General features: G+C 38.0%; 27 protein-coding genes. 19 read left to right on the forward strand and 8 right to left on the reverse strand.

Features of this window, described 5'->3' with window-relative positions:
- Positions 1 to 239: 239 nt before the first annotated feature.
- The 3 genes from racE to IGM13_RS05065 are packed head-to-tail and all read left to right on the forward strand — an operon-like array spanning position 240 to position 2,940.
- Positions 240 to 1,067, forward strand: coding sequence for a glutamate racemase (gene racE, locus IGM13_RS05055; protein ID WP_002358027.1), 828 nt, complete (start codon positions 240 to 242; stop codon positions 1,065 to 1,067).
- Entirely contained in the window at positions 1,060 to 2,415 is a 1,356-nt protein-coding gene (gene rph, locus IGM13_RS05060; RefSeq protein WP_086269723.1) for a ribonuclease PH, read from the forward strand. The genes racE and rph overlap by 8 nt, the downstream gene beginning before the upstream one ends.
- 12 nt (positions 2,416 to 2,427) lie before the next feature.
- Entirely contained in the window at positions 2,428 to 2,940 is a 513-nt protein-coding gene (locus tag IGM13_RS05065; protein WP_002381991.1) for a metallophosphoesterase, read from the forward strand.
- A 94-nt stretch (positions 2,941 to 3,034) separates the two neighbouring features.
- On the opposite strand, the gene IGM13_RS05070 is transcribed toward IGM13_RS05065, so the two are convergent.
- Positions 3,035 to 3,799, reverse strand: a complete 765-nt coding sequence (locus IGM13_RS05070; RefSeq protein WP_002382117.1) for a DeoR/GlpR family DNA-binding transcription regulator — start codon at positions 3,797 to 3,799, stop codon at positions 3,035 to 3,037.
- Positions 3,800 to 3,992: 193 nt separating this feature from the next.
- Between IGM13_RS05070 and ulaG the strand changes: the two genes are divergently transcribed.
- The 10 genes from ulaG to IGM13_RS05120 all read left to right on the forward strand — a co-directional run bounded on the left by ulaG (position 3,993) and on the right by IGM13_RS05120 (position 12,301).
- The gene (gene ulaG / locus IGM13_RS05075; protein WP_002419853.1) at positions 3,993 to 5,060 is read left to right on the forward strand and encodes an L-ascorbate 6-phosphate lactonase; all 1,068 of its coding nucleotides are present in this window, start codon (positions 3,993 to 3,995) and stop codon (positions 5,058 to 5,060) included.
- Between the two features lie 17 nt (positions 5,061 to 5,077).
- Positions 5,078 to 5,536 (forward strand): PTS sugar transporter subunit IIA, encoded by a 459-nt coding sequence (locus tag IGM13_RS05080; RefSeq protein WP_002419854.1) that lies wholly within the window; start codon positions 5,078 to 5,080, stop codon positions 5,534 to 5,536.
- Positions 5,537 to 5,548: 12 nt separating this feature from the next.
- Positions 5,549 to 7,036, forward strand: a complete 1,488-nt coding sequence (locus IGM13_RS05085; RefSeq protein ID WP_002366460.1) for a PTS ascorbate transporter subunit IIC — start codon at positions 5,549 to 5,551, stop codon at positions 7,034 to 7,036.
- 14 nt (positions 7,037 to 7,050) lie between these two features.
- The gene (locus IGM13_RS05090) at positions 7,051 to 7,350 is read left to right on the forward strand and encodes a PTS sugar transporter subunit IIB (RefSeq protein ID WP_002419855.1); all 300 of its coding nucleotides are present in this window, start codon (positions 7,051 to 7,053) and stop codon (positions 7,348 to 7,350) included.
- 13 nt (positions 7,351 to 7,363) lie between these two features.
- Complete coding sequence (locus IGM13_RS05095) at positions 7,364 to 8,002, forward strand: 3-keto-L-gulonate-6-phosphate decarboxylase UlaD (RefSeq protein ID WP_002381985.1); 639 nt, start codon at positions 7,364 to 7,366, stop codon at positions 8,000 to 8,002.
- A gap of 4 nt (positions 8,003 to 8,006) precedes the next feature.
- A complete protein-coding gene (locus tag IGM13_RS05100) occupies positions 8,007 to 8,867 on the forward strand; it encodes an L-ribulose-5-phosphate 3-epimerase (RefSeq protein WP_002382124.1) in 861 nt (286 codons plus the stop codon).
- Positions 8,857 to 9,567 carry an L-ribulose-5-phosphate 4-epimerase gene (locus IGM13_RS05105; RefSeq protein ID WP_002382125.1) on the forward strand — a complete coding sequence of 237 codons (711 nt, stop codon included), beginning with the start codon at positions 8,857 to 8,859 and terminating at the stop codon, positions 9,565 to 9,567. The genes IGM13_RS05100 and IGM13_RS05105 overlap by 11 nt, the downstream gene beginning before the upstream one ends.
- Positions 9,568 to 9,824: 257 nt before the next feature.
- Positions 9,825 to 10,313, forward strand: a complete 489-nt coding sequence (gene cbpB / locus IGM13_RS05110) for a cyclic-di-AMP-binding protein CbpB (protein ID WP_002382126.1) — start codon at positions 9,825 to 9,827, stop codon at positions 10,311 to 10,313.
- An 80-nt stretch (positions 10,314 to 10,393) separates the two neighbouring features.
- Positions 10,394 to 11,095: a 2,3,4,5-tetrahydropyridine-2,6-dicarboxylate N-acetyltransferase gene (dapD, locus tag IGM13_RS05115; RefSeq protein ID WP_002358012.1), complete on the forward strand. Its 702-nt coding sequence runs from the start codon at positions 10,394 to 10,396 to the stop codon at positions 11,093 to 11,095.
- Between the two features lie 36 nt (positions 11,096 to 11,131).
- Positions 11,132 to 12,301, forward strand: coding sequence for an N-acetyldiaminopimelate deacetylase (locus tag IGM13_RS05120; protein ID WP_002419856.1), 1,170 nt, complete (start codon positions 11,132 to 11,134; stop codon positions 12,299 to 12,301).
- Between the two features lie 44 nt (positions 12,302 to 12,345).
- On the opposite strand, the gene IGM13_RS05125 is transcribed toward IGM13_RS05120, so the two are convergent.
- The gene (locus tag IGM13_RS05125; protein WP_002382128.1) at positions 12,346 to 13,266 is read right to left on the reverse strand and encodes a mechanosensitive ion channel family protein; all 921 of its coding nucleotides are present in this window, start codon (positions 13,264 to 13,266) and stop codon (positions 12,346 to 12,348) included.
- Positions 13,267 to 13,435: 169 nt separating this feature from the next.
- On the opposite strand from IGM13_RS05125, the gene IGM13_RS05130 reads away from it, so the two are divergent.
- Both IGM13_RS05130 and IGM13_RS05135 read left to right on the forward strand, forming a co-directional pair.
- On the forward strand, positions 13,436 to 13,798 hold the full coding sequence (locus IGM13_RS05130) for a hypothetical protein (protein ID WP_002358008.1): 363 nt from the start codon (positions 13,436 to 13,438) through the stop codon (positions 13,796 to 13,798).
- Positions 13,799 to 13,826: 28 nt separating this feature from the next.
- Positions 13,827 to 14,699 (forward strand): aldo/keto reductase, encoded by an 873-nt coding sequence (locus IGM13_RS05135; RefSeq protein WP_002393437.1) that lies wholly within the window; start codon positions 13,827 to 13,829, stop codon positions 14,697 to 14,699.
- Positions 14,700 to 14,749: 50 nt separating this feature from the next.
- On the opposite strand, the gene IGM13_RS05140 is transcribed toward IGM13_RS05135, so the two are convergent.
- Positions 14,750 to 15,472 carry a gamma-glutamyl-gamma-aminobutyrate hydrolase family protein gene (locus IGM13_RS05140; RefSeq protein ID WP_002358005.1) on the reverse strand — a complete coding sequence of 241 codons (723 nt, stop codon included), beginning with the start codon at positions 15,470 to 15,472 and terminating at the stop codon, positions 14,750 to 14,752.
- A gap of 142 nt (positions 15,473 to 15,614) precedes the next feature.
- Positions 15,615 to 15,989, reverse strand: coding sequence for a lactoylglutathione lyase (gene gloA / locus IGM13_RS05145; RefSeq protein ID WP_002358003.1), 375 nt, complete (start codon positions 15,987 to 15,989; stop codon positions 15,615 to 15,617).
- 148 nt (positions 15,990 to 16,137) lie between these two features.
- On the opposite strand from gloA, the gene IGM13_RS05150 reads away from it, so the two are divergent.
- Complete coding sequence (locus IGM13_RS05150) at positions 16,138 to 16,584, forward strand: NUDIX hydrolase (protein ID WP_002363716.1); 447 nt, start codon at positions 16,138 to 16,140, stop codon at positions 16,582 to 16,584.
- A gap of 63 nt (positions 16,585 to 16,647) precedes the next feature.
- Here IGM13_RS05150 and yidA read toward each other — a convergent pair whose 3' ends face one another.
- From yidA to IGM13_RS05165, 3 genes are read right to left on the reverse strand one after another with little or no spacing between them, the layout of a single operon-like run.
- Positions 16,648 to 17,460 carry a sugar-phosphatase gene (gene yidA, locus IGM13_RS05155; protein WP_048945300.1) on the reverse strand — a complete coding sequence of 271 codons (813 nt, stop codon included), beginning with the start codon at positions 17,458 to 17,460 and terminating at the stop codon, positions 16,648 to 16,650.
- A gap of 18 nt (positions 17,461 to 17,478) precedes the next feature.
- Positions 17,479 to 18,849 carry a dNTPase gene (locus IGM13_RS05160; protein ID WP_002419857.1) on the reverse strand — a complete coding sequence of 457 codons (1,371 nt, stop codon included), beginning with the start codon at positions 18,847 to 18,849 and terminating at the stop codon, positions 17,479 to 17,481.
- Entirely contained in the window at positions 18,846 to 19,661 is an 816-nt protein-coding gene (locus IGM13_RS05165) for a lipoate--protein ligase family protein (protein ID WP_002390086.1), read from the reverse strand. The genes IGM13_RS05160 and IGM13_RS05165 overlap by 4 nt, the downstream gene beginning before the upstream one ends.
- A 331-nt stretch (positions 19,662 to 19,992) precedes the next feature.
- Between IGM13_RS05165 and IGM13_RS05170 the strand changes: the two genes are divergently transcribed.
- From IGM13_RS05170 to IGM13_RS05180, 3 genes are all read left to right on the forward strand, one after another.
- On the forward strand, positions 19,993 to 20,430 hold the full coding sequence (locus tag IGM13_RS05170) for a DUF1934 domain-containing protein (RefSeq protein WP_002382132.1): 438 nt from the start codon (positions 19,993 to 19,995) through the stop codon (positions 20,428 to 20,430).
- A 76-nt stretch (positions 20,431 to 20,506) separates the two neighbouring features.
- A complete protein-coding gene (rpoE, locus tag IGM13_RS05175; protein WP_002357996.1) occupies positions 20,507 to 21,124 on the forward strand; it encodes a DNA-directed RNA polymerase subunit delta in 618 nt (205 codons plus the stop codon).
- Between the two features lie 307 nt (positions 21,125 to 21,431).
- On the forward strand, positions 21,432 to 23,042 hold the full coding sequence (locus IGM13_RS05180) for a CTP synthase (RefSeq protein ID WP_002357995.1): 1,611 nt from the start codon (positions 21,432 to 21,434) through the stop codon (positions 23,040 to 23,042).
- An 83-nt stretch (positions 23,043 to 23,125) separates the two neighbouring features.
- Here the strand turns inward: IGM13_RS05180 and IGM13_RS05185 are convergent, their stop codons facing one another.
- A complete protein-coding gene (locus tag IGM13_RS05185; protein ID WP_002419858.1) occupies positions 23,126 to 25,462 on the reverse strand; it encodes a PBP1A family penicillin-binding protein in 2,337 nt (778 codons plus the stop codon).
- Between the last annotated feature and the right edge of the window lie 2 nt (positions 25,463 to 25,464).

The following is a 25,464-nucleotide window of genomic DNA, read 5'->3' on the forward strand; positions in this document are numbered from 1 at the left end:
GTAGAAAAGATAACAGAGGATTCGGTGAGAAACGTGTTATTTAAATTAAATTAACCAAATGTATTTCTAATTGTATTCTCAATGTTAGGAATTATAACATACAAAAAAATGAATTACTAGTTTTTTAATCGAAAAAGATTTCCTTCAAAAAAAGAAATAAATGAGAGCAAAACAGGAAAAATTGACAATAGTTCTTAAAAAGTAGAAAATAAAGGCAGTGAATAAAAGGCAAAGGTAGGATGAGAATGAGCAATCAAGAAGCCATTGGATTAATTGATTCTGGCGTTGGTGGATTAACTGTTTTAAAGGAAGCGCTAAAGCAATTACCAAATGAACGATTAATTTATTTAGGAGATACAGCCCGTTGCCCATATGGTCCACGACCAGCCGAACAAGTCGTTCAGTTTACTTGGGAAATGGCCGATTTTTTATTGAAAAAACGAATAAAAATGCTAGTAATCGCATGTAATACCGCGACGGCTGTCGCATTAGAAGAAATTAAAGCTGCCTTGCCAATTCCAGTTGTCGGTGTTATTTTACCTGGCGCACGAGCAGCCGTTAAAGTCACAAAAAATAACAAAATTGGTGTCATAGGTACGTTAGGGACAATCAAAAGTGCTTCCTATGAAATCGCCATTAAAAGTAAGGCGCCAGCAATTGAGGTGACTAGTTTAGCTTGCCCTAAATTTGTCCCCATTGTTGAAAGTAATCAATATCGTTCTTCCGTAGCAAAAAAAATTGTGGCAGAAACACTTCAAGCACTACAATTAAAAGGACTTGATACGTTGATTTTAGGTTGTACCCATTACCCGTTGTTACGTCCGGTGATTCAAAATGTGATGGGGAGTCATGTGACATTAATTGACTCAGGAGCCGAAACAGTTGGCGAAGTTAGCATGCTTCTCGATTATTTTGACATTGCCCATACGCCTGAAGCGCCTACACAGCCCCATGAATTTTATACAACTGGTTCTGCAAAAATGTTTGAAGAGATTGCAAGCAGTTGGCTTGGTATAGAGAACTTAAAAGCACAACAGATTCACTTAGGAGGAAACGAAAATGATTAGACATGATAGTCGTGCACCAAAAGAATTGCGAAAGATCACTATTGAAACCAATGTTTTTAAACATCCAGAAGGTTCGGTGGTTATTTCGTTTGGTGATACCAAAGTAATTTGCTCAGCCACTGTCGAAGAAAAGGTTCCCCCATTTTTACGAGGCGGGGGAACAGGTTGGGTAGCAGCTGAATATAGCATGCTCCCTCGCGCGACGAACACAAGAAATATTCGGGAAAGTGCGAAAGGAAAATTAACAGGGCGAACAATGGAGATTCAACGTTTGATTGGGCGGTCATTGCGAGCTGTTGTTGACTTAGAAAAGTTAGGGGAACGGAGCATTGTTGTCGATTGTGATGTGATTCAAGCAGATGGTGGAACCCGTACTGCTAGTATTACAGGCGCTTTTGTTGCTCTACGCTTAGCAGTCAATCATTTATTGATGACTGGTGCGCTAGCGGAAGACCCAATTAAAGAGCATTTAGCTGCTGTCAGCGTGGGTATTTTACCCGATGGTTATTGTGTGCTGGACTTAGATTACGCAGAGGACTCGAATGCTGCAGTGGATATGAACATCGTGATGACCGAGTCTGGTGAATTTGTGGAAATTCAAGGAACGGGTGAAGAAGCTACCTTCTCAGGAGATGAGTTAAATGCCATGCTCTTTTATGGAAAAACAGGGATTGAGGAATTAATTGCGTATCAGAAAGAAGCGCTTTATGCTTTAGCCTCTGAAGAAGTCCCTTCGCAAGATTCAGAAGAGAAAGTGATTGTCATTGCAACTAGAAATCCTGGTAAAGCGAAAGAGTTTAGTTCAATTTTTGGTGAAAAAGGATATACGGTTAAGACGTTATTAGATTATCCGAATTTGCCAGATGTAGAAGAAACTGGTCGAACATTTGAAGAAAATGCTCGTCTAAAAGCTGAAACAATTGCAGAAATTTTACAGAAACCAGTATTAGCAGATGATTCAGGATTAATTGTTGATGCGTTAGGGGGAATGCCAGGAATCTATTCTGCTCTTTTTGCTGGTGAACCAACTAACGATGCTTCAAATAATGCGAAACTATTGCATGAGTTAACGGGCGTGCCAAAAGAAAAAAGACAAGCGCGTTTCCATTGTACATTGGTTTTTGCTGAACCAAAGAAAGAAAGTCTGGTGGTCGAAGCTGAATGGCCCGGAGAAGTCGGCACGATTCCTCGTGGTGAAGGAGGCTTTGGGTACGATTCACTTTTCTATGTCCCAGAGCTTGGTAAGACGGCAGCTGAATTGTCTGGAGAAGAGAAAAATAAAGTTAGTCATCGTGGACAAGCAGTGGCAAAATTAAAAGAACAATGGGAAGAATGGCTAAAAAAATAGGAGTTGAAACGTATGAAAATCTTGGTAGTAAGCGATAATCATGGCGACCGTGACTGTTTAGTTGACTTAGTGAATCATTATGAAGGACAAGTCGATGCACTCTTTCACTGTGGTGATTCTGAATTAGAACCGACAGATGAGCTTTGGCAGAAATTAATTGTAGTTCAAGGAAATTGTGATTTTTATGATGAATTTCCCAAAACTGTGACTAAAAAAGTGGGGGATCAAGTTATTTATATGACACATGGTCATTTGGCCAATGTTAGAATGGGGCTCACGACACTTGCTTTACAAGCGGAAGAAGCAGGAGCGACAATTGCCTTATTTGGTCACACTCATGTACTCGGTGCAGAGCGACACAATAACATTCTCTTTGTTAATCCGGGAAGTATTCGTTTACCTCGTGGACCAGTTCAAGAGAAAACATATGCCATAATTGAAAGTACACCTGAACAATATCTCGTTCAGTACTATAACAAAGAGCACCAACCGTTGGAACGATTAAAGGCAACGTTTACGAAGTAAGTGAATGTTAAGAAATAAGTGCTCCTTTTTTATTTATCAAATTTTGAGCGTAGGACAAAAATCTCTTTTGGATTTTTGTCCTACGCTCTTTTTTTTAGTCGACTTGGATAACCTTTAAGCCGGTCTTACGAAGTTCTGTAATTAAAGTTGATGAGCAATGTTTGTCTGTAATCAAACAATCAAAAGCGGTAATATCAGCAATTTTAAATTTAGAAGTCAAGCCGATTTTTCGATGGTCCGCGACCAGAATTTTTACTTTTGTTGTTTGTTTTATCATAAGCTCATTAATTTTTGCTTCATTGAAAATTTTTGTAGTGACGCCATGTTCTAAACTGACCCCGCTACAGCCAATTACGCAAACATCGGCATGCGTTGCGGTGATTGTGTTAATGGCAATATCTCCTACCAGAACTTCTTTGGGAAAACGTAATTCGCCTCCGGTCAAAATATAATTGTATTGAGAAACATGAGGCTTGGTGGCAATTTTTAAATTATTCGTTACGATGGTCAGATGGTCGGCTTTTAAATAATGGAGAATATTCAAAGCAGTGGAACTTGAATTAATGAAAACGGTATCATAATCACTTAGATAGCTACAAGCAACACGAGCAATGGCTTGTTTTAATAACTCCGGTCCTGATTGATCAAAGTCTTTCTGATTTTGGTCGTTGTAAATACAATACCCATATTTTCGAATGATGTCATTCTTAGTTTCTAAGACATTTAAATCACGACGAATTGTGCTTAAGGAAACATTTAAAGCATCTGCTAATTTATAGGTAGTCATTTGTTTGTTTTTTTGCAGCAGCGCGAGAATGTTTTGTTGCCTTTTTTCAATGGTTTCTAATGAACTTTTCAAGTAATACAACCTCCTTTAGTTATTTTTTTGGACACGGTCCCCCATGAAATAGTATAACTCATAGGAAAACAAAACACGTAAAAGAATCATTAAAAGTGCAAACAATCATATAAAAGGGTTTTCATTGTGATTTTTTGCGGCTATGATTTTCTTATAAAGCATAACACAATCATTTGAGAAGAGGAGTGGTAGCATGAGCAAATCGATTCATGAAATTACAAAAGAAAGTTGGTTGAAGGCGACATTTCCAGAATGGGGCACTTATTTAAACGAAGAAATTAATCAGACAACTGTGCTTCAAGGAACGGTTGCCCTCTGGTGGCTTGGTTGTACAGGCATTTGGCTGAAAACGCATGAGAACACGAATATTTTATGTGATTTATGGTGTGGAACAGGAAAACAAACGCACGGGAACGGCTTAATGAAAAATGGCCATCAAATGATGCGCATGAGTGGTTGCCAAAAAATGCAACCTAATTTAAGAACACAACCTTTTGTGATTGATCCTTTTGAAATAAAAGAGGTAGATGCTTTAGTTGTCACACATATTCATTCAGACCATTTGGATATTCACACAGCTGCTGCTGTTCAGCAAAATTGTCCTAAGGCTCTATTTATTGGTCCAAAAGAAGTAGTGAAAACATGGCAGCGTTGGGGTGTTCCGGCAGAAAAAACACGGGTTATAGAGCCTGGTCAAGAAATAAAAGTGAATGATGTGAATGTAGTGGCCTTGGAAGCTTTTGATCGAACCGCGCTAATTACTTCTGATGATCCTGAAAATACATTTAAAGGTAAAATGCCTCAGGACATGAATGAACTAGCTGTCAATTATCTATTTGAAACCTCAGGTGGTACGGTATATCACGCCGGAGACTCTCATTATTCTAACTTGTTTGCGAAACATGGTAATCAATATGCAATTGATGTTTGCTTAGGAGCATATGGCGAAAATCCTCGCGGTATCACGGATAAAATTACTTCTGTTGATATGTTGAGAATGGCAGAATCTTTAAATGCGAAAGTAGTCATTCCCGTTCATTATGATATTTGGTCTAATTTTATGGCGGATCCAAAAGAAATCATGGAAATTTGGAAATTTAAAAAAGATCGTTTACATTATCAATTTAAACCATATATTTGGCAAGTGGGTGGCAAATTTGTTTATCCAGATGACAAAGACAACTTAGAATTTAACTTTGATCGTGGCTTTGATGATGTTTTTGTTAAAGAAAATGATACACCATTTCCTTCATTCTTGTAAGAAAGGCTGGATGTACAATGTTAACTTATTTTTGGGAGCAAGAGCTTATTCATTACCCTGATAAAGAACCGGTTAGTTGGCAAGAGGCGATTCAGGAAAGTTGTTTGATTTTACTCCAAAAACACATCATCGATCAGAGTTACGTCGATGAGATTATCCAGTGTGTCGAAACGTTTGGACCTTATATTATCATTGCTCCTGAAGTAGCCATGCCACATTCATCAGAGGAAAGCGCAGGCGTTTTTGGAACGGCCATTTCTTTTACAAAATTTAAGCAAGCAGTCACTTTTGCTGGCGATCAAGAAGCAAAAACAGCAACATTATTTTTTACATTGGCAGCCCAAAATCCCGCCGAACATCTGGAAAATATCCAGCAATTGATGGATTTATTGATGACGGATGACGTGATTGCTGACTTGTTAGAAACAAACACGCCAATGGATTTTAAAGAAGTTATGGAGAAATATCAATTATAGGGGGAAAAATCAATGGGGGAGTTCTTGTTAAATAGTTGGACTTATTTTGCTACGAACGTTTTAACACAGCCAGCATATTTGATTGGTTTCATCGTGTTATTAGGTTATCTCTTGTTACGGAGGCCCTTTTATGAATGTTTAGCAGGTTTTCTGAAAGCAACAGTTGGTTATTTTATTTTGAGTGTTGGTTCTGGTGGTTTGGTTAATAATTTTCGCCCTATTCTAGTAGGCTTGAAAGAGCGATTTAATTTACAGGCGATGGTTACCGATCCATATTTCGGGCAAAATGCAGTCGATGCAGGATTGATGAAAACCTTTGGACGAACCTTTGGTGATGTGATGATTTTGTTATTGATCGCATTTATTATGAATATTTTGTTGGTTCGTTTTCAAAAATATACAAAATTGAGAGCCGTTTTTACAACAGGGAATGTTCAGATTCAACAAGCAGCTACCGCTTTCTGGATTTTACTCTTTTGTTTTCCTAACTTAGGTAGGATCGAAGTACTAATTTTTATGGGCTTAATTCTTGGGTGTTATTGGGCAGTTGCTTCAAATTTAACGGTAGGGATTACGCAGGAATTAACAGAAGGTGCTGGTTTTGCGGTAGCCCATCAACAAATGTTTGGCATATTTATTTTTGCAAAATTAGCAGAATGGTTGAAAAAACGTGATCAAAAGAAACATCGTTCAGAGAAGGTCGATAAAAAATTGGAAGATATTGAATTACCAGGATTTCTATCCATTTTTAATGAAAATATGGTTGCTACGTCCATTTTGATGCTCTTTTTCTTTGGCATTATCTTGCTTGTTTTGGGACAAGATTATTTAATTCAAGCTAAATTTATGCAAGAAGGGCAGAGTTTCTTCTTTTATATCATGACCACTTCATTAAATTTTGCTGTCTATTTAGCTATCTTACAATTAGGCGTTAGAACCTTTGTCGACGAGTTGACGCAGTCATTCCAAGGGATTTCAAATACCATTTTACCAGGTGCTGTTCCTGGGATTGACGTAGCAGCGACTTTCGGGTTTGGCTCGCCCAATGCAGTAACAATTGGGTTTCTCTTTGGCGCATTAGGCCAGTTTTTAATGATTGGCTTACTGATTCTATTAAAGTCTCCGACAATCGTTATTGCGGGTTTTATCCCATTGTTTTTTGATAACGCTGTCATAGCTGTTTATGCAAATAATCGTGGCGGAGTAAAAGCTGCTTGTTTATTCCCCTTCCTTTCAGGTTTAATCCAAGTAGGTGGCTCAGCTTTATTTGCTACATGGATTGGATTATCTCAATATGGCGGTTATTTGGGCATGTTCGATTGGGCGACAGCTTGGCCGTTATTTACAATTATTATGAAAGTTCTAGGCTATGTTGGCGTAGCAGTGGTGGTGATTGGGTTACTAATAATTCCGCAACTTCAGTATCGGAAAAATCCAGAAGGTTACTTTATGATTGTCAATGATTATGAACAATATGCTAAAAAATTTCAAGAGAATTAAAGGAGGAATTTGAAATGAGAATACTTGTTTCCTGTGCCAATGGTTCTGGCACGAGTCTAATGATGATGCGGAGTGTTGAAAAAGCAATGAAAGAATTAGGTGTACCGATTACAAAAATTCATCATTGCGCCATTTCAGAAGGAAAAAGCTCTGCTAGCCAATACGACGTTGTTTTTACTCCAGTCAATTTTTTACAAATGTTTCAGCAAGCAGAAAAACGTGGAGTCACAGTGATTGGCATTAAAAATGTAATGTCTGCAAAAGAAATTCAAGAAAAATATATGGCTTCAGAGCGTTATCAAAAATCTGAATAAAAGGAGGAGAAAGATGAAAAGACCAAACTTACAAATCGCTTTAGATCATAATAGCTTAGAAGACGCTTTAGCAGATTGTATGAAAGTCGGAGAAATTGTCGATATTATCGAAGTTGGCACTATTTTGTGTTTACAAGAAGGCCAAAAAGCAATTCGTTGTTTAAAACGCATGTTTCCTAATAAAACGATTGTTGCTGATACAAAATGTGCTGATGCGGGCGGTACAGTTGCTCGTAATGTCGCACAAGCAGGCGCTGATTTCATGACGGTCATTTGTTGCGCCACCTTGCCAACGATGGCTGCAGCTCAAAAAGAAGTCCGAGAATTACAAGTAGAACTATATGGAAATTGGACAATGCAACAAGCTCGACAATGGCGAGAATTAGGGATTAATCAGGTGATTTATCATCAAAGTAGAGATGCTCTTTTAGCTGGCGGCAGTTGGGGAGAGAAAGATTTGAATAAAGTTCAAGAACTAATTGACTTAGGCTTTGAAGTGTCCGTCACAGGTGGTTTAACTGTCGAAACGCTTGAATTGTTTCAAACAATGGCAGTTGCAACATTTATTGCGGGCCGTGGGATTACTGAATCAAAAAATCCTGAACAAGCAGCCAAAGATTTTCAAAAAAAAATCGATCAGATTTGGAAGTGATAAAATGGCACGAATTGGACTGTATGAAAAAGCACTCCCGCAAAATTTAACTTGGGCAGAACGATTAACATGGGCCAAAAAGTTAGGGTTTGATTTTTTAGAAATGTCAATTGATGAATCCGATGAACGTTTAGCACGATTGGCTTGGACACCAAGCCAGTTACAAGAACTTTCTCAATTAATGGTGAAAGAAGATTTTTTTATCCATTCTTTGTGCTTAAGTGGTCATCGGCGGTTTCCTTTAGGCTCTTTAAATAAAGAAACACGTGAAAAAGGACGGGAAATTTTATCTCAAGCGATTCGTTTGGCTCATCAATTAAACATACGGGTGATTCAAATAGCTGGCTATGACGTCTTTTACGAAGAAAAAACTGCCGAAACAAGGGAATTTTTTCTTCAAGGTCTGAAAAAGGGCGTTGAGGAAGCTGCACAATACGGTGTCATTCTGGCTGTTGAGATTATGGATGACCCTTTTATGAATAGCATACAAAAATTTCTAGAAATTAAGGAACAAATTCCGTCTCCTTTTTTGCATGTTTATCCTGATTTAGGTAATTTGTCTGCTTGGCCGGAAAATAATCCGGCGGTTGAGCTTGAAAAGGGAATTGCTGAAATCGCTGCTATTCACTTAAAAGATACCTTCGCTGTAACAGACACATTTGAAGGCAAGTTTCGGGAAGTTACTTTTGGAGAAGGCTGTGTTGATTTTACAGGCTTATTGAAAACACTCAAGCGGTTAAACTATAGTGGTCCTTTTTTAATTGAAATGTGGAATGAAACGGATTTGAATTTTCAAGAAAAAATTCAAGCCGCGCAGCAGTATCTCTATCCTAAATTAGCAGAGGTGGGTTATTATGAACAATAAAGCGATCATCCAAGCAATGAAACAACGTGTTTATGAAGCGAATCTGGCTTTGCCAAAACTGGGCTTAGTCAAATTAACGTGGGGCAATGTTAGTGAAATCAATCGGTCATTAGGGATTATCGTAATTAAACCAAGCGGCGTCAAGTATCAAGAAATGACCAAGGAACAGATGGTAGTGACTGATTTAAACGGACAACTATTGGAAACCAATGCTTTAAAGCCGTCTTCTGATTTACCCACGCATCTTTATCTTTATCAAAAAATGCCAGAAATTGGAGCGATTGCGCACACGCACTCCCTGAATAGTGTTACGTGGGCTCAAGCAGGGCGAGCCTTACCTCCTTACGGTACCACCCATGCGGATACTTTTTATGGCGCTGTACCTTGCACAAGAGCGCTCTCTGAAAGTGAAATTAAAGAAAACTATGAAGAAGAGACTGGCAAAGTCATTGTTGAAACATTTCATGAACAAGAACTAGATCCTTTAGCAGTTCCAGGAGTGTTAGTTTATGGACATGGCCCATTTACTTGGGGAATGACTCCGGAAAAAGCAGTTGAAAACAGTTTGATTTTAGATGAAATCTGTTCAATGGCACGTTTGACGGAAACAATTAACCCAGATGTTGAACCAATTGATCATTTTTTATTGGATAAACATTATCTTAGAAAACATGGGATTTCCGCTTATTATGGTCAGTGATGGCTGTGATGAATCGTGTGAACAAGAACTATAATTGACTGATTAATTGGTCCTTTATAAAAACTTAGTTGTCTGTGATGGGACAACTAAGTTTTTATTTTTTTAAGAAAGCGTTCTCTTATTTTGGGGGAGAATAGAACAAAACGTTAATTTTCGTTTGTTAAGTTATGAAGAATTTGCGAATTCCAAGACTTTTTTCGCAGAATTAGGTACAATAAGTTACGTGTTAAAGAATTAGAAATGGAGGCAACCCAATCATGATAGGGACTGCTGTAAAAGAATTATTATTAGAAAAACAAGAAACGTTTTTAGTACCTGCCGAAAATGTCGCCAATGTAATGTGTTTAAATCCTTTAAGTCACGCGGCATTAGTCTTATCGAAAGTTCGCTATTCCAAGATTCCTGTGTTAGATAAGGGAGATCGCTTTGTTGGCTTAATCGGCTTGACAGACGTTGTAGATAAAATGTTTGATTTGACTTCAGTGGATTTTGAAAAATTGAATGAATTTACTGTGGCCGATGTAATGGAAGTCAATGTTCCTGTAATTGGTGAATCGTGGGATTTAGAAGAAGTGTTACATTTATTAGTAGATGCTTCTTTTTTACCAGTGGTTGATGATAATCAACGCTTTAAGGGCATCATTACACGCAAAGAAATTTTAAAAGCGGTCAACCATATGGCACATGAGTTAGAAAAACATCATCTTGTTCTGCCTAAATCAGAAGAAGAAATGAAAGTAATTTAAATAAAACGCAAGAAACTCTTTACTTTTTTCTCATAAATGCGTTATTCTGTATGATAACACGAAGTAAAGGAGTGCTGTGATTGGACGCATATGAGATTATTCAGTATATTGGCGATGCCAAAAAGCAAACGCCTGTTAAAGTAACACTGAAAGGGCAATTAAAAGAAGTCACTTTTCCGGAAACAATTAAGGTCTTTAATAATTGTAAAACTGGGACATTGTTTGGCGATTGGGCTGACGTAAAACCTTTTTTAGAAGCAAACAAAGAAAAAATTGAGGATTATGTTGTAGAAAACGATGCACGTAACTCAGCAATTCCTTTTCTTGATCTGAAAGACATTAATGCTCGGATTGAACCAGGTGCTTTGATTCGCGAAAAAGTTGAAATTGGCGATCAAGCGGTGATTATGATGGGGGCTATTCTAAATATTGGCGCCGTCGTTGGTGCAGGGACTATGATTGATATGGGCGCTGTTTTAGGCGGTCGTGCAACTGTAGGGAAGCATTGTCATATTGGCGCAGGAACGGTTTTAGCTGGTGTCATTGAACCACCAAGTGCCGCACCTGTGGTTATTGAAAACGAGGTTGTTATTGGAGCGAATGCGGTCGTACTAGAAGGGGTTCGTGTTGGTGAAGGTGCCGTTGTGGCTGCTGGGGCAGTAGTTGTGGAAGATGTTCCAGCGCATACCGTTGTCGCAGGCGTGCCAGCAAAAGTAATTAAACAAATTGATGATAAAACCAAGAGTAAAACAGAGATTTTAGAAGAATTACGTAAACTCTAAAAATAAATTAGTCAGTCGCGATGAAGAAACTTCTTCATGGCGGCTTTCGATTACCCCAAAAATGAAGGAGTGGCTTTTGTGGAGCAAGAAGAATTAATTGCGATTAGACGGCAACTACATCAAATACCTGAAATCGGTTTAGAAGAAAAGGAAACACAAGCCTTTTTACTTAATGAAATTGATAAAATGAAGCAACCTTATCTGCAAGTTCGAACATGGCAAACGGGGATTTTAGTCTTCATAGAAGGCAAAAATCCTCAGAAAACCATCGGCTGGCGTGCTGATATTGATGGTTTGCCTATTCAAGAGGAAGTGGTTTCTGCTTTTCAATCAAAACGACCAGGGTTTATGCATGCCTGTGGGCACGATTTTCACATGACAATCGGTTTAGGGGTTTTGAAAGAATTAAGTCAACAGCAACCAGACAATAACTTTTTATTTTTATTTCAACCTGCTGAAGAAAATGAAGCAGGGGGGATGCTGATGTATGAAGATCATGCGTTTGGTGAGTGGTTACCTGATGAATTTTATGCGCTTCATGTTAATCCTGATTTGCCAGTCGGAACTATTAGTACCAGAGTAGGCACATTGTTTGCTGCCACTTGTGAAGTGAACATTGCCTTAAAAGGAAAAGGTGGACATGCGGCTTTTCCACATCAAGCAAATGATATGGTCTTGGCGGCCACAAATTTAATTCAGCAAGCACAAACGATCGTTAGTCGAAATGTTGATCCTGTGGTTGGGGCAGTCGTTACTTTTGGGACTTTTCATGCAGGGACTGCCTGCAATGTGATTGCCGAAGAAGCAACTTTATCTGGTACAATTCGCACATTGACAGCAGAAACTAATGAACAAACGCAGCGAAGAATTCGCGAAATTAGTGAAGGTATTGCGCAATCTTTTCAATGTGAAGTAACTGTTCATCTTGATCAGAAAGGATATTTACCTGTAGTGAATGAGCCCGCATGTACCACGAATTTTATTGAATACATGAGCAAACAAGCAACAGTTCAATTTCAACAAGCGCCGGTTGCAATGACAGGTGAAGATTTTGGCTATCTATTGTCTAAAGTCCCAGGCACGATGTTTTGGTTAGGCGTGGCAAGTCCCTATAGCCTTCATTCTGCCAAGTTTGAACCGAACGAAGAGGCGTTATTGTTTGGAGTGGAGGCAGTTAGTGGCTTTTTAAAATCATTGGACAATTAGAAAAACAGCCACCAGATAACTAATAAATATCTGGTGGCTGTTTTTTATTTTGCAATAATAGGCGTATTGGGAATCGTAAAGCCGGCCTCTGTTAATGCTTTGATATATTGAGCTAGAAATTCTTCTTTGACCGCAAATTGTTTGCCGTTTAGTACATACATGGTCGTTCGCACCGCAAAGTTGCCATTGCCTAAATCGACCATGCCAAAAATATCTGGCCCAGTTTGAATACTTTCGATATACTTTTCTTTTAACGTTTCATTGACTTCTGTAATCACTTCACAAATTTTTTCATAACCTTCTTCAGGATTGATGCGGACATCAATTAATACTTGCATATTGGCACGAGACAGGTTACTGATTGTGGTGATGTTTCGGTTTGGAATAAAATGAACAGTTCCATCAACCGCTTTAATTTGAGTGGTTCGTAATCCGACAGAAGTAACAGTTCCTTCAATATTTAACGCCAATAAGCGAATATAATCGCCTACATCCATTTGTTGTTCTAAAATAATGAAAAATCCGGTAATTAAGTCATTCATGAATCCTTGAGCCCCTAAACCAATGGCAACACCGGCAATTCCCGCTCCGGCTAATAATGAGCCAACAGGCACACCGACAATGGTCAAAAGAGAATAGATGAAGAAAAAGAACAGCGTATATTGAAATGCATTAATAATTAAAGTGTGTAACGTTTTTAAACGGCTTTCACTAAAATGTTGCTTTTTACTATAATTTGCATAGGTGCGATCAATTAAATATTTCCCGATTCGCTGAATGATAAAAAATAGAAAAATCAAAAATAAAATTGATAAACTTTTTTCAATTAAGGTAGCGACAATGGCATCCCAATTAATATTGTTCCAAAAGCGTTGTAGCGCGCTCACTTTTTTTACGGTCGCTTCTGCTAAATCGGGAGCAGAAGAATCGACTGTTTCAGTACTGGCTAAACCAAGTATCAACATAAAAATCCAACTTTCTCTAAAATTTCTTCTTTTAGTATACTAAATCTCTCGGCGAAAGGGGAATAAAATAGAAAGTTTTTTTAAAGACTTAACATGTATTTTTAGGAATGTTATAATTTTGTAAATAAATAATATATTTTATAATTTTGTTAAAGGTTGTGAGTGCTGCGTGAAAGTTTCAATTGAATGGGCAAAAAATGATTTACTTTCTAAATTACCTGTAACAATTTTTATTGATGAACGATGTGCCACTCGCTTGACGGCTGACAAGCGACGAACATTCATCTTCCATAATCCAGTCGCTTTACGATTAGGGAGTCGTTTTTTTAGTAGTCAGATAATCGAAATTGCGGAATCATGTACATTGAAAGTTTCCTTTAATTGGTCCTGTGTTTATCTCTTTTGTATCTGGTTACTTGCAGTTAAACTGTGGATTGGAAGTGTTAGCGGTCGAACAATTGTAGTTGTGGCACTAATCGGAGTGCTGACTTATTGGCGTCGTTATTTATTAAAAATAAAGAAAATGACCTGACAAGTCGTGATTGTTTCGTGAAAGAAGAATGCGTAGTATACTAAAAGTAATGAAAATGAAGGGACTGAAGAAACACATGACTTTGGATAAAACAAAAAAATTAGCAAATGGCAATGAAATGCCACGCCTAGGTTTAGGCGTTTGGCGTGTAGAAGATGGCTCAGAAGCAACAAATTCAGTAAAATGGGCTTTAGAAGCGGGTTATCGCTTGATTGATACGGCAGCCGTTTATAAAAACGAAGTAGGGGTGGGCGAAGGCATTCGTCAATCGGGTATTCCCCGCGAAGAAATTTTCGTGACGACGAAATTATGGAATGAAGATCAAGGCTATGAAAATGCGATTAAAGCGTTTGATAAAAGCTTAGAAAAATTAGGGTTAGACTATGTTGATTTATATTTAATTCACTGGCCTGTTGCTGGTAAATATAAAGAATCATGGAAAGCATTAGAAGAAATTTACGCAAGTGGTCGTGCCAAAGCAATTGGCGTTTCCAATTTTCATCAACATCATTTGGAAGATTTATTAACAGAAGCAAATGTTGTGCCAATGGTGGATCAAATTGAATTACATCCTACGTTAACACAAGAACCGCTACGAAAATATTTAGCCGAAAATAAGATTGCCGTGGAGGCTTGGTCTCCTCTAGGACAAGGTAATTTATTGTCTGAGCCAGTACTAGTGAAAATTGGTGAAAAATATGGTAAATCAGCGGCCCAAGTGATTATTCGTTGGCACTTACAAAATGATATTATCGTGATTCCCAAATCTGTTCACGAAAAAAGAATTCAGGAAAATTTTGCTGTCTTTGATTTTGAATTAACACCAGAAGAAATAACCGCAATTAATCAGTTAAATAAGGATCATCGTTTTGGTGCAGATCCAGATAATTTTGATTTTTAAGTATGATAGCAAGCAAAAACGGAGGGGCAAAAGACGTCCCTCCGTTTTTACTATAATTTTTGAACAAAGTAGTTAAAGAGTGCTTGGGATTTGGCATCACGTGCGTACATTAGTTCAGGATGCCATTGAACAGCTAATAAAGGCTGCTGTTCATTTGTTGATTCCACTGCTTCTGCAAGGCCATCAGAGGACCAAGCAGTAACGCGTAAATCTTTTCCTAAAGTATGTAGTGCTTGGTGATGGTACGAGTTGACTTGACCAGTTGTACCATATATGTTTGATAATTGACTGTCTGGTTCAACATCAATACGATGCGTCGCAAAGATTGGTTGAGTGGGTTGTTGTCCGTGTTTAACTGACCATTGAGGATACATCGATAAATCTTGATATAATGTGCCACCTAAAGCAACATTGACTAATTGCATTCCACGGCAAACCGCAAAAATAGGTTTGTTTTGTTTTAAGGCTTCTTCAATTAGGGCTAACTCAAACTCGTCACGATCACGATTCGTTTCTTCTAATTTTATATGGGGTTCTTGTCCGTAAAATTCAGGGGCAACATCTTGACCGCCTGCTAAAAGTAGTTTATCAATTTGTTGTATATACGTAGCGGCTAATTCTTTGGGGCCAATTGGCAAAACGAGAGGAACGCCACCTGCGGCTTGAACAGCGCTAACAAAACCTTGTGGGGTGTAAGTCACTTGGTTACCGTGAAACACTTCAGCTGCCTGCAAAAGTTGATTGCCAGCGATTCCAATAATTTTTTTTGTCATAATAACATCACATCCTCAATAAATTCATACGTTCTATTGTAGCACTTTTTTTGAAAAAAGTGTTTGAGAAGAAGTCGAGACAAGTTTTGTCTCGGACAGCTCTCAAACACAAAAAACTCAGTAAGTGAACAAGTGAAACTTTTTAACGTTCACGAATGACTTCGATTTTATACCCATCTGGGTCGACAACAAAGTAATAAGATGGTGCAGTTCCAGGTAAGCCTTTTAAGTCAGTGACAGTTAAGCCAGCCGCTTGATGTTTTTCGTGTAATCCTTCTAAATCATCTGTACTGATGGCGATATGACCATAACCGTTTCCTAAATCGTATGCTTCATGATCATAATTATAAGTTAGTTCTAGTTCGTAGTCGTCTCCTGGTAAAGTTAAATAAACCAAAGTAAATTTATTTTCTGGAAAATCACGACGGCGACTTTCTTCAAAATTGAAGGCTTTTTGATAGAAATCTAATGATGCCTCTAAATCTTTTACACGCACACATGTATGAGCCATTTTCATAGTTAAAAACTCCCTTTCAAACTTAATTATATTTCCAACGTTAATAGTAGCATAGATAAACGTGAAATGTAGAGAAAAACGCTTGGTTTCTGACTTGTTCTAAAGGAATTTCTCAGGTAAAATAGATGAAAAGAGAAGAGGTGCGCCAATGAAAACGCCAACGTTTGGAAAAAGAGAAGAGACATTGACCTATCAAACAAGATATGCTGCATACATTATTGTTTCAAAGCCAGAAAATAACACAATGGTTCTGGTACAAGCGCCAAATGGAGCTTATTTTTTACCAGGAGGCGAAATTGAAGGCACCGAAACGAAAGAAGAAGCAATCCATCGAGAAGTGCTAGAAGAATTAGGAATTAGTGTAGAAATTGGCCGTTATTTAGGGGAAGCCGATGAATATTTTTATTCGAATCATCGCCAAACGGCCTATTATAATCCTGGATATTTTTATGTAGCGAATACTTGGCGGCAACTTAGCGAACCCTTAGAAAGGACCAATACTTTACACTGGGTTGCACCAGAAGAAGCAGTCCGTTTATTAAAAAGAGGAAGCCACCGCTGGGCCGTTGAAAAATGGCTAGCGGCAGCATCATAAAATAACGAATAACCCTCAATCTATGTTGATTAGATTGAGGGTTATTGTTATTGAAAAGAATGTTTAAATTAAAACCATTTTTTCAATAATTTGAGCGACACCATCTTCGTCATTACTAGTGGTATGCACATCGGCAATTGTTTTAACATTTTCTGTCGCATTGCCCATCGCAACACCAATCCCAACGTAATCAATCATGGATAAGTCATTTTCATTGTCACCAATGGCCATCACTTCGTCTTTATTTAAGCCTAAATGGTCTGCCAATTTTGCTAGAGCATTGCCTTTGCTAGCATTTTTATTCATGATTTCATAGTAAAAAGGCGTACTTTTAACAGTCGTATATTTTTCGGTAAAATGTAATGGTAATTTTGCAATGGCAGGATCTAAAACTTCCGGCTCATCAATCATCATCATTTTAATAATGTTCATCTCTGGTGTCATTTCATCCACCGTACGATATTTCAAAGGCATGTTCACTAAAGATGCTTCGTGAATCGTATATTTACCAATATTGCGATTGGCAGTGTAAATAGCGGAATCATCAATTGTATGCAAGTGAGCGCCGACTTTACGAGAATACATTTCAATTTCTAAAAAATCCTCATAACTCAAGGTATAGCGTGAAATAATCGTATTATCTTTGGTTGCTTGGACAAGCGAACCGTTGTAGGTAATCACGAAATCATTTTCACCATATAAGGCTAATTCATCCAATTGTTCTTTCACGCCTGGCAAAGGACGGCCTGTACATAAAACAATACGAACGCCTTGCTCATTTGCTTTTTGGAGCGCTTCTTTGACCCGTGGGGTAATCTTGTGTTGTGAATTTAGCAATGTTCCGTCGATATCAATAGCAACTAACTTAATTGACATAGAATCCTCCTAGAAAACCTATTTTTTTAAAACTAACGCACCATTATGAATGTAACTTGAAAACTCACGATACGTCTCATCAAATAAATCGTAATGTTTTTTATTTCCTTGGTCAAGCATTTCTTTAGGGAAATAGAAACGTTCATCTCCTTGACTCTGACCAGCAAGTGCTGCAACTAGGGGACTGACCGTTGCCAATTCCACTAATGAGCCATCTTTTTGCATCAATTCAATTTGTGTACGATGACGGTCTTTATTTGGACGATAAAAATCGTAAGGTAAATCATAGCTTGAATTAATGGCAGTATAATATTTAGGGTTGAAACCAACTTTTTCAATCAATTCCCTTAAATAAGCAATCGTTGCTGTGCTCTCTTTTTCGTTCGTAAAGGTGGCTGACTTCAGAGGCTTACGCATAAGGAAACGTTTGGCTAAATCACCTAGAATTGAATCAGGCACATCCATCCATTGTGTAAAGTACGTAGAGAGGACGCCATCATCCAATTTTAAATATTCTTGTAAGGTGAAGTCCCCTTTAAAGAATGGTACAAGCAGAGAGGCTTGTAAATCATAGTCAAATTCAGGGTTTTCAAATAATTCTTTCGCCCGATGCAATAAATGATCAAGAATCACTTCCATCCCACGAGAAACAGGGTGGAAATAGACTTGGACATACATTTGATAACGACTAACGATATAGTCTTCCACCGCATGCATCCCATTCATAGCAAAGGCAATGCCTCCTTTGTAGGGTCGAATCACACGTAAAATTCTAGTTAAATCGAAAGTTCCGTATTCCGTCCCTGTAAAGTAAGCATCACGTAACAGATAGTCCATACGATCGGCATCAATTTGACTAGAAATCATTTGCACCACTTGAGGATTTGGGTATTGTTTAGTAATAACGCTGGCGACTTTTTCAGGAAAATCTGCCGAAACACGATTTAAAATTTGATAAACTTCCGTTTCTGGTGAGGTGATGATTTGGACCGTGATTGCTTCATGGTTTGTATCAAAAATATGCTCGAATGTATGTGAATAAGGACCATGACCGACATCATGTAATAAAGCTGCGCAAAGCGTAATCAGGCGCTCGTCGTCATTCCAGCCGTTTTCACCTAATCGTTCCACAGAGTAGTTACGTTGGAAAATCTCACAAATCCGACGTGTAATTTCGTAAACACCCAAAGAATGGGAAAAACGACTATGTTCGGCACCGTGAAACGTAAAAGAAGAAGTGCCTAGTTGCTTAATGCGACGTAATCGTTGCACTTCGGCAGAATTAATAAGGTCTAAAATCACTTGATGTTGGACATGAATATAATTATGGACGGGATCACGAAAAACTTTTTCGATTGGTAATCGTTGCTCTTTATACGGAATCGTCATACGATCTCTCCTTTAATTAAGGCGTTTCGTTGCGCCATTTTTTCCAGCTGGACAGTTAAATTTGTTTGGAACCATTCTGAGGTTATAATTGGTTCGGTTAAGTTTGGATCAATAGATTTTTCAAATTGTTGAGGTAATGCTTCGATTAAACGGGTTTTTACGGCGTCTATTGTTAATGGAGTCTCAATCAGCGTTTCTAAATTTGCCATCACTGCTGGATCAACGGGTGGATAGCCATTTTCACCAAATTGTTCTTGTAAGCCAGCAAGGTAAAAGTCTCGAACCACTTCTCCACGAGCAAGTTGATTGCCGTTAACGCTGATGTAAATCATGACAGCAATACCGTCTTTGACGCGTCGTTGGGCAATCCCTGCAAACTTTTGACCGCCAATACTTAAATCATAAGTACCGGGACAATAGGATGTAGTAATTTCAAAGGCGTCAATCTCTTTCTCCGGAAAACTCTGACGGAGCCAAGCCCACATTAATTCATAAGCCGCATCGATACTTAATTTGTGTTCAGAATTATTTGGTAAAATAAGTGAAACATTTAAAATACCCGAATCGGCAATCACCCCTAAACCGCCGGCATTGCGAACGACTACAGAATAATCGTTTTCTTGCAGAGAAGCGATGCCTTCTTTTAGATGTGGTACACGGGTATCTTTCATGCCAAGAATCATTGCTTGATCCAATTGCCAGAAATGAATGATTGGTTGGTGCTGCATTCCTGAAAAAGTAGTTAAAACATCGGTCAAAGCAAAAGGTAAAAAATAGTCACTGTTTGTTAAACAACCTGAATCAAGGAGCATAAAGGATTCAGTGTGAAGGGGAAAAGTTGTGCTCATAAAAAACGTCCTGTCTATTTATAATTACGTCATTTAATACGTTTATTTTCTTACTCTCTCTTATATTATATACAAAAAACGCAAAAAAGCATGTTATATAAACGAATTCTGAAGGAATTCTCTAAAATAGTAAACGGTTTTCTTATTAAATAGATGAAACAAATGCTTGCAACCCGTGAAAAGAGCTTATACAATAAGAAAAGGTACATAAGCAAGGAAAAATTGACTTTAGTTGACAAATACATTGAAAAAGTCAACAATAAGAAAGTTATATTTTGGAAAAGGAGTGACCATTATGGATTTATCAACAGGCGTTCCTGTATCGATTCAACTAAAAACGATTGTCCAACAAGGCAACGAACAAAAAGATTTTTTCTTTGACTTAGAAGGTCAATTAGTAAAAATGGGTGATACATTATACATTCGTTACAAAGAAGAATTATTAGAGGATACAGAACCAACCCCCGTAACCATTAAAATTGAACCAGACGGGCATGTTCAGCTGATTCGTGCCGGCGAATTACGGATGCGTTTAAGATTTGGCTATCAGGAAAAATTAGATACAAGTTATCGAACCCCTTATGGCTTGCTGCAGATTAGTACGTTTACCCATAATTTGCGTGTTAGTTTAAAAGACCAACCAATGTCTGGTAAGATTTTAGTTGATTATGATTTATACTCTCAAACAGAGCGAATCGGAGAATATCATTTAGAATTAGAATTTACTGCATAAATATTGCAGAATAGAATTGATTTTTTTTCAATGTTTTTGTATGATAAGGAGTAGACTGTGAAAGGACGTGTACCTCTTGGAAATTAATGTATTTGAAGGGTTAAACAAAAAAGAATTATCCATGATTGAAGTAGCACACGCTATTTTAGAACAACATGCAGATGTAATGGATTTTTCTGATTTAGTTAACCAAATCCAAAATTATCTTGGCAAGTCTGATAGTGAAATTCGTGACCAATTAGCACAATTTTATACAGATTTAAACATCGACGGTAGCTTTATCTCATTGGGAGACAATCGTTGGGGCTTACGTTCATGGTATCCAATCGATTCAATCGATGAAGAAGTTACACATGGCTTGGAAGAAGACGAAGAAGATGCACCACGTCGTAGAAAACGTAAAAAAGTAAATGCCTTCATCACTAATCCAAACGATGAAGATGTAATTGACTATAACGATGACGATCCAGAAGATGCTGAATTAACAAATGATGATGAAGAAGACATCTTGTACGATGATGAAGAAGATGAAGATGAAGAAATCAAAGCATACAACTCTGACTTACAAGAGATTGGTGCAGATTCAGACGATGATGAAGAAGACATTCCACAAATCGAAGAAGATTTAACAATCATTGATGACGATGATGTTGAAGATGAAGACGATTTTGATGACGAATATTCTGAAGAGTAAGAAACCAAAAAGCTTGATTCCTAAGAAGGAGTCAAGCTTTTTAGTTGAATGTCCAAGAAAAATGAGAAAATAGAAAAAATTATTTTCTTGAATAGAAGTACTTGACCTGATGTCCGTTTGCTTGTATTATACTACTTGGGCACCTTTAAGAAGGTCAGAAGTTTGAACGAACTTACAAGCTCCCTATTCGTAATGGATAGGGAGCTTTTCTATTTTTGTTTCTTTTTTATTTGGAGAAACGTAAGAGTTTCAAAGTTGTTTTACTTCTCTCTACAAAATATTATCAAAGAAAGGGTTTTTAACTATTATGACAAAATACATCTTTGTTACAGGTGGCGTGGTTTCTTCTATCGGAAAAGGGATTGTCGCAGCATCTTTAGGACGATTATTAAAAAATCGTGGATTAAAAGTAACGATTCAAAAATTCGATCCATATATTAATGTGGATCCGGGGACAATGAGTCCTTACCAACATGGAGAGGTTTTTGTCACAGATGATGGTGCCGAAACAGACTTGGACTTAGGTCACTATGAACGTTTTATTGATATTAACTTAAATAAATACTCAAACGTAACCACTGGAAAAATTTATTCAGAAGTCTTACGTAAAGAACGTAAAGGGGAATACTTAGGTGCAACAGTGCAAGTTATTCCACACATTACCAATGAAATCAAAGAAAAAATCATGCGTGCAGCGAAAATGACGGATGCCGATGTGATTATCACAGAAGTAGGTGGTACTGTCGGCGACATCGAATCATTACCTTTCCTAGAAGCATTGCGTCAAATGAAAGCTGATATGGGTAGTGACAACGTAATGTACATCCATACAACCTTGATTCCTTACTTAAAAGCGGCTGGCGAAATGAAAACTAAACCAACACAACATAGTGTCAAAGAATTAAGAAGTTTAGGGATTCAACCAAATATTTTAGTGGTTCGTACGGAATTACCTGTTTCTCAAAACACTAAAAACAAATTAGCACAATTCTGTGATGTTAATCCAGAAGCGGTAATTGAATCTCGTGATGTTGAAACATTGTATTCCATTCCATTAGCACTTCAAGCACAAAACATGGATCAAATTGTTTGTGATCATTTAAAATTGGACGCACCGGCTGCAGACATGACTGAGTGGCGTGCATTAGAAGAAAAAGTTCTTAACTTGAAAAAGAAAACAAAAATTGCGCTGGTTGGTAAATATGTTGAATTACCAGATGCCTATATTTCTGTTGTAGAAGCATTAAAACATGCTGGGTTTGATTTTGATTCAGATATCGAAATTGATTGGGTTGATTCACAAGAATTAACTGCTGAAAATGTCGCTGAAAGAATTGGTTCAGCAGATGGTATTTTGGTTCCTGGTGGTTTTGGTGATCGTGGAATTGAAGGAAAAATTGAAGCGATTCGTTTTGCTCGCGAAAATGACGTACCATTCCTTGGCATTTGCTTAGGTATGCAAATGGCCTGTGTAGAATTTGGTCGTAACGTTGTGGGCTTAGAAGATGCTGGTTCTGCAGAAACTAATCCTGACGTGACAAATAACATTATTGATTTAATGGCAGATCAAGAAAACATCGAGAATTTAGGTGGTACACTACGTTTAGGTTTATATCCATGTAAATTGAAAAAAGGAACGAAAACTGCGGCAGCATACGGAAATGAAGATGTTGTCCAAGAACGTCACCGTCATCGTTATGAATTTAACAACAAATACCGTCAATTATTTGAAGAAAATGGCTTAGTCTTCTCTGGAGTTTCACCAGATAATCGTTTAGTTGAGATTGTTGAAATTCCTGAAAAACAATTCTTTGTGGCTTGTCAATTCCACCCAGAATTAATTTCTCGTCCAAATCGCCCACAACGCTTAATCAAAGGATTCGTTGGTGCAGCTTTGGCAAATAAAGAAAGTAAATAAGTAAAAATGGACGAAGTGATTCAGTTCACTTCGTCCATTTTTAATCTAAAAAAGTACGGGGCTCATCATGAGCCCCGTACTTTTTATGCTGCTTTATTTTCGTCTGGTTTAGAACTACTTTCAGGTGGTTGCGGTGGTTCTTGTGAACTAGAACTTGATGGTTCAGGTGGTTGTTCCGATGTTGCCGGTTGCTCTGCTGAGGAAGAGCTTGCCGGTTGTTCGGTTGATGGTGGCGCTTCAGAGGAAGAAGGCGCACTTTCTGAACTAGAACTTGATGAACTTTCCGTTTCTTTTGTGGAAGAGGATTCCACCGTACTGCTAGATTCCGGCTGTGGTGCTGAAGAGGTAGTACTTGGTAAAACTTGTACATTTGGTACCTCATAGGCATCTTTCACGTATAATTCATTACCTACCCGCACAACACTGTCTGGCTGCACCCAGTCATCGTTTGAAACATTTTGAGACAAGTAACTCATTATTTCACGATAAACATCCGAGGCAATTCCATAGTATTCTTGATAGATTGGTGTATTTCGATCATTGTATCCAGTCCAAACAGAAACGGCATAGTGTGTTGTATAACCAACAAAGGTACTATCCGGGGCAATTCCTTTTTCTGTTGTGCCCATTCGCGCTAAATCTTCATCAGTATAGTTAGAAGTCCCTGTTTTGGCCGCTTGGATTAAGCCTGGAATGGCACCGTTAAATCCTGTTCCGCCGTTTAAAACATCTTTTAACATATCCGTCATCATATAGGCGGTAGAGTCTTTCATCGCACGTTTGCCATCAGGTTGATAATCAACGCTAGTTCCATCATTGAAAACGACTTTGTTTACGTAATACGGTTTGTTGTAAATCCCGTTATTGGCGAAAGCCGCATATGCTGCTGCTAATTTCAATGAGGAAATCCCGTATTTATCGCCATCTACGTCGCTTGTGTTACTTGAAATGGCATTCGACGCTTCTAAGTTTTTATAGTCAATTCCTAGTCCTTTAATGAAAGGCATGATGTTTTCTTTACCAACTTCATCAAACGTCTGGACCGCGGTCGTGTTACGAGAACCCATAATCGCACGGCGCATAGTAATGACGCCTTGATATGTTAAATCAGAGTTGAAGACATCAATGTCGGTACCAGGATATTTCGTTGGCTTATCCACCATGAGGCGACCTGTCGAATAATTTAAATTCTCAATTGCGGGACCATAATCCATGATTGGTTTCACGGTTGAACCAACATCACGTTGGGTGTTAACAGCTAAATTGTTTCCTAATTGTACATCATCAGGAATGTGACGACCACCAATCTGTGCTCGGACTTGTCCAGAGGCAACATCAATAACGGTTGAAGCCACTTGCATTTTATCATCTGGAAACGCAACGTATTGATCACTGTTGACAATATCGTAAAGTTGTTTTTGGGCATTCATATCTAAGTTTGTGTAGATATCTAGTCCGTCTGTGTAAACATTTTTACCAGTTTTTGCTTTCACTTCATTGATTACTTCTTTGACGTAATTATCTACGACTTTTCGATTGTCATCACTGGCTTTTAATGGAACTAAGCCTTCATCGATTGGGGTAGCTTTGGCTTTTTCGTACTCTGCTTTCGAGATTTTTTTATTGTCGTACATTGTGTAGAGTACGACATCCCGGCGTTCTTTAGCAGTATCTGGTTTTGTATAGGGATCATATGAGTTTGGCGCTTGTGGCATTCCTGCCAGTAGGGCCGTTTGTGGTAAATCAAGTTCAGATAAATGTTTACCATAATAATTTTCAGCCGCTGTTTCCATTCCATAGAAACCATTCGCCATGTAGACTTTGTTAATGTAGTAAGTTAAAATTTCTTCTTTTGATTTTTCACGTTCTAAACGAACAGCCATCCATGCTTCTTGTGCTTTCCGTTTCAAGGTTTGGTCAGATTCTTTTGTAGAGAAGTAGGACAATTTAATTAATTGTTGGGTTAAGGTACTTCCGCCTTGTAATCCACCATTTTTGACATTTGAAAGGGCAGAACCGATAATCCGAATCGGATCCACACCAATGTGTTTATAGAAACGACGGTCTTCGACAGAAACAATGGCATCTTTTAATAATTGAGGCACATCATTTGGTTGAATTAATTCACGCTTTTCTGCGCCTAAATCCTCAAAAATTTCATTATTAATATCGTAAAGCTTCGATGAAACTGTCGCATTCAGTTTGTCATCTTCTAATTTTGGGGCTTGTCGTGCATAGAACCAAAAAAGACCAACGCCTACTAAAAAAGCGACCATCCCAGCGATAAGTAAGCCAAGAAAGATTTTTAAAACAAGCCGTTTTTTCTTTTTCGGCGGTTGTGTCTTTTTCTTGTAACTAGACTTCGATGAGGTGTTGGATGCATGTCTAGCAGCTCGCGAGCCTGAATTTGCGGTTGGCATAA

This window comes from Enterococcus sp. DIV0561, assembly GCF_050539875.1.
Lineage (GTDB): Bacteria > Bacillota > Bacilli > Lactobacillales > Enterococcaceae > Enterococcus > Enterococcus faecalis.

Excerpts from the sequence above, each read along its gene's own strand:
- racE (WP_002358027.1), top strand. The coding sequence starts at position 240 with ATGAGAATGAGCAATCAAGAAGCCATTGGATTAATTGATTCTGGCGTT.
- rph (WP_086269723.1), top strand. The coding sequence starts at position 1,060 with ATGATTAGACATGATAGTCGTGCACCAAAAGAATTGCGAAAGATCACT.
- IGM13_RS05065 (WP_002381991.1), top strand. The coding sequence starts at position 2,428 with ATGAAAATCTTGGTAGTAAGCGATAATCATGGCGACCGTGACTGTTTA.
- ulaG (WP_002419853.1), top strand. The coding sequence starts at position 3,993 with ATGAGCAAATCGATTCATGAAATTACAAAAGAAAGTTGGTTGAAGGCG.
- IGM13_RS05080 (WP_002419854.1), top strand. The coding sequence starts at position 5,078 with ATGTTAACTTATTTTTGGGAGCAAGAGCTTATTCATTACCCTGATAAA.
- IGM13_RS05085 (WP_002366460.1), top strand. The coding sequence starts at position 5,549 with ATGGGGGAGTTCTTGTTAAATAGTTGGACTTATTTTGCTACGAACGTT.
- IGM13_RS05090 (WP_002419855.1), top strand. The coding sequence starts at position 7,051 with ATGAGAATACTTGTTTCCTGTGCCAATGGTTCTGGCACGAGTCTAATG.
- IGM13_RS05095 (WP_002381985.1), top strand. The coding sequence starts at position 7,364 with ATGAAAAGACCAAACTTACAAATCGCTTTAGATCATAATAGCTTAGAA.
- IGM13_RS05100 (WP_002382124.1), top strand. The coding sequence starts at position 8,007 with ATGGCACGAATTGGACTGTATGAAAAAGCACTCCCGCAAAATTTAACT.
- IGM13_RS05105 (WP_002382125.1), top strand. The coding sequence starts at position 8,857 with ATGAACAATAAAGCGATCATCCAAGCAATGAAACAACGTGTTTATGAA.
- cbpB (WP_002382126.1), top strand. The coding sequence starts at position 9,825 with ATGATAGGGACTGCTGTAAAAGAATTATTATTAGAAAAACAAGAAACG.
- IGM13_RS05120 (WP_002419856.1), top strand. The coding sequence starts at position 11,132 with ATGGCGGCTTTCGATTACCCCAAAAATGAAGGAGTGGCTTTTGTGGAG.
- IGM13_RS05125 (WP_002382128.1), bottom strand. The coding sequence starts at position 13,266 with ATGTTGATACTTGGTTTAGCCAGTACTGAAACAGTCGATTCTTCTGCT.
- IGM13_RS05135 (WP_002393437.1), top strand. The coding sequence starts at position 13,827 with ATGCGTAGTATACTAAAAGTAATGAAAATGAAGGGACTGAAGAAACAC.
- IGM13_RS05140 (WP_002358005.1), bottom strand. The coding sequence starts at position 15,472 with ATGACAAAAAAAATTATTGGAATCGCTGGCAATCAACTTTTGCAGGCA.
- gloA (WP_002358003.1), bottom strand. The coding sequence starts at position 15,989 with ATGAAAATGGCTCATACATGTGTGCGTGTAAAAGATTTAGAGGCATCA.
- IGM13_RS05150 (WP_002363716.1), top strand. The coding sequence starts at position 16,138 with ATGAAAACGCCAACGTTTGGAAAAAGAGAAGAGACATTGACCTATCAA.
- yidA (WP_048945300.1), bottom strand. The coding sequence starts at position 17,460 with ATGTCAATTAAGTTAGTTGCTATTGATATCGACGGAACATTGCTAAAT.
- IGM13_RS05160 (WP_002419857.1), bottom strand. The coding sequence starts at position 18,849 with ATGACGATTCCGTATAAAGAGCAACGATTACCAATCGAAAAAGTTTTT.
- IGM13_RS05165 (WP_002390086.1), bottom strand. The coding sequence starts at position 19,661 with ATGCTCCTTGATTCAGGTTGTTTAACAAACAGTGACTATTTTTTACCT.
- IGM13_RS05170 (WP_002382132.1), top strand. The coding sequence starts at position 19,993 with ATGGATTTATCAACAGGCGTTCCTGTATCGATTCAACTAAAAACGATT.
- IGM13_RS05180 (WP_002357995.1), top strand. The coding sequence starts at position 21,432 with ATGACAAAATACATCTTTGTTACAGGTGGCGTGGTTTCTTCTATCGGA.
- IGM13_RS05185 (WP_002419858.1), bottom strand. The coding sequence starts at position 25,462 with ATGCCAACCGCAAATTCAGGCTCGCGAGCTGCTAGACATGCATCCAAC.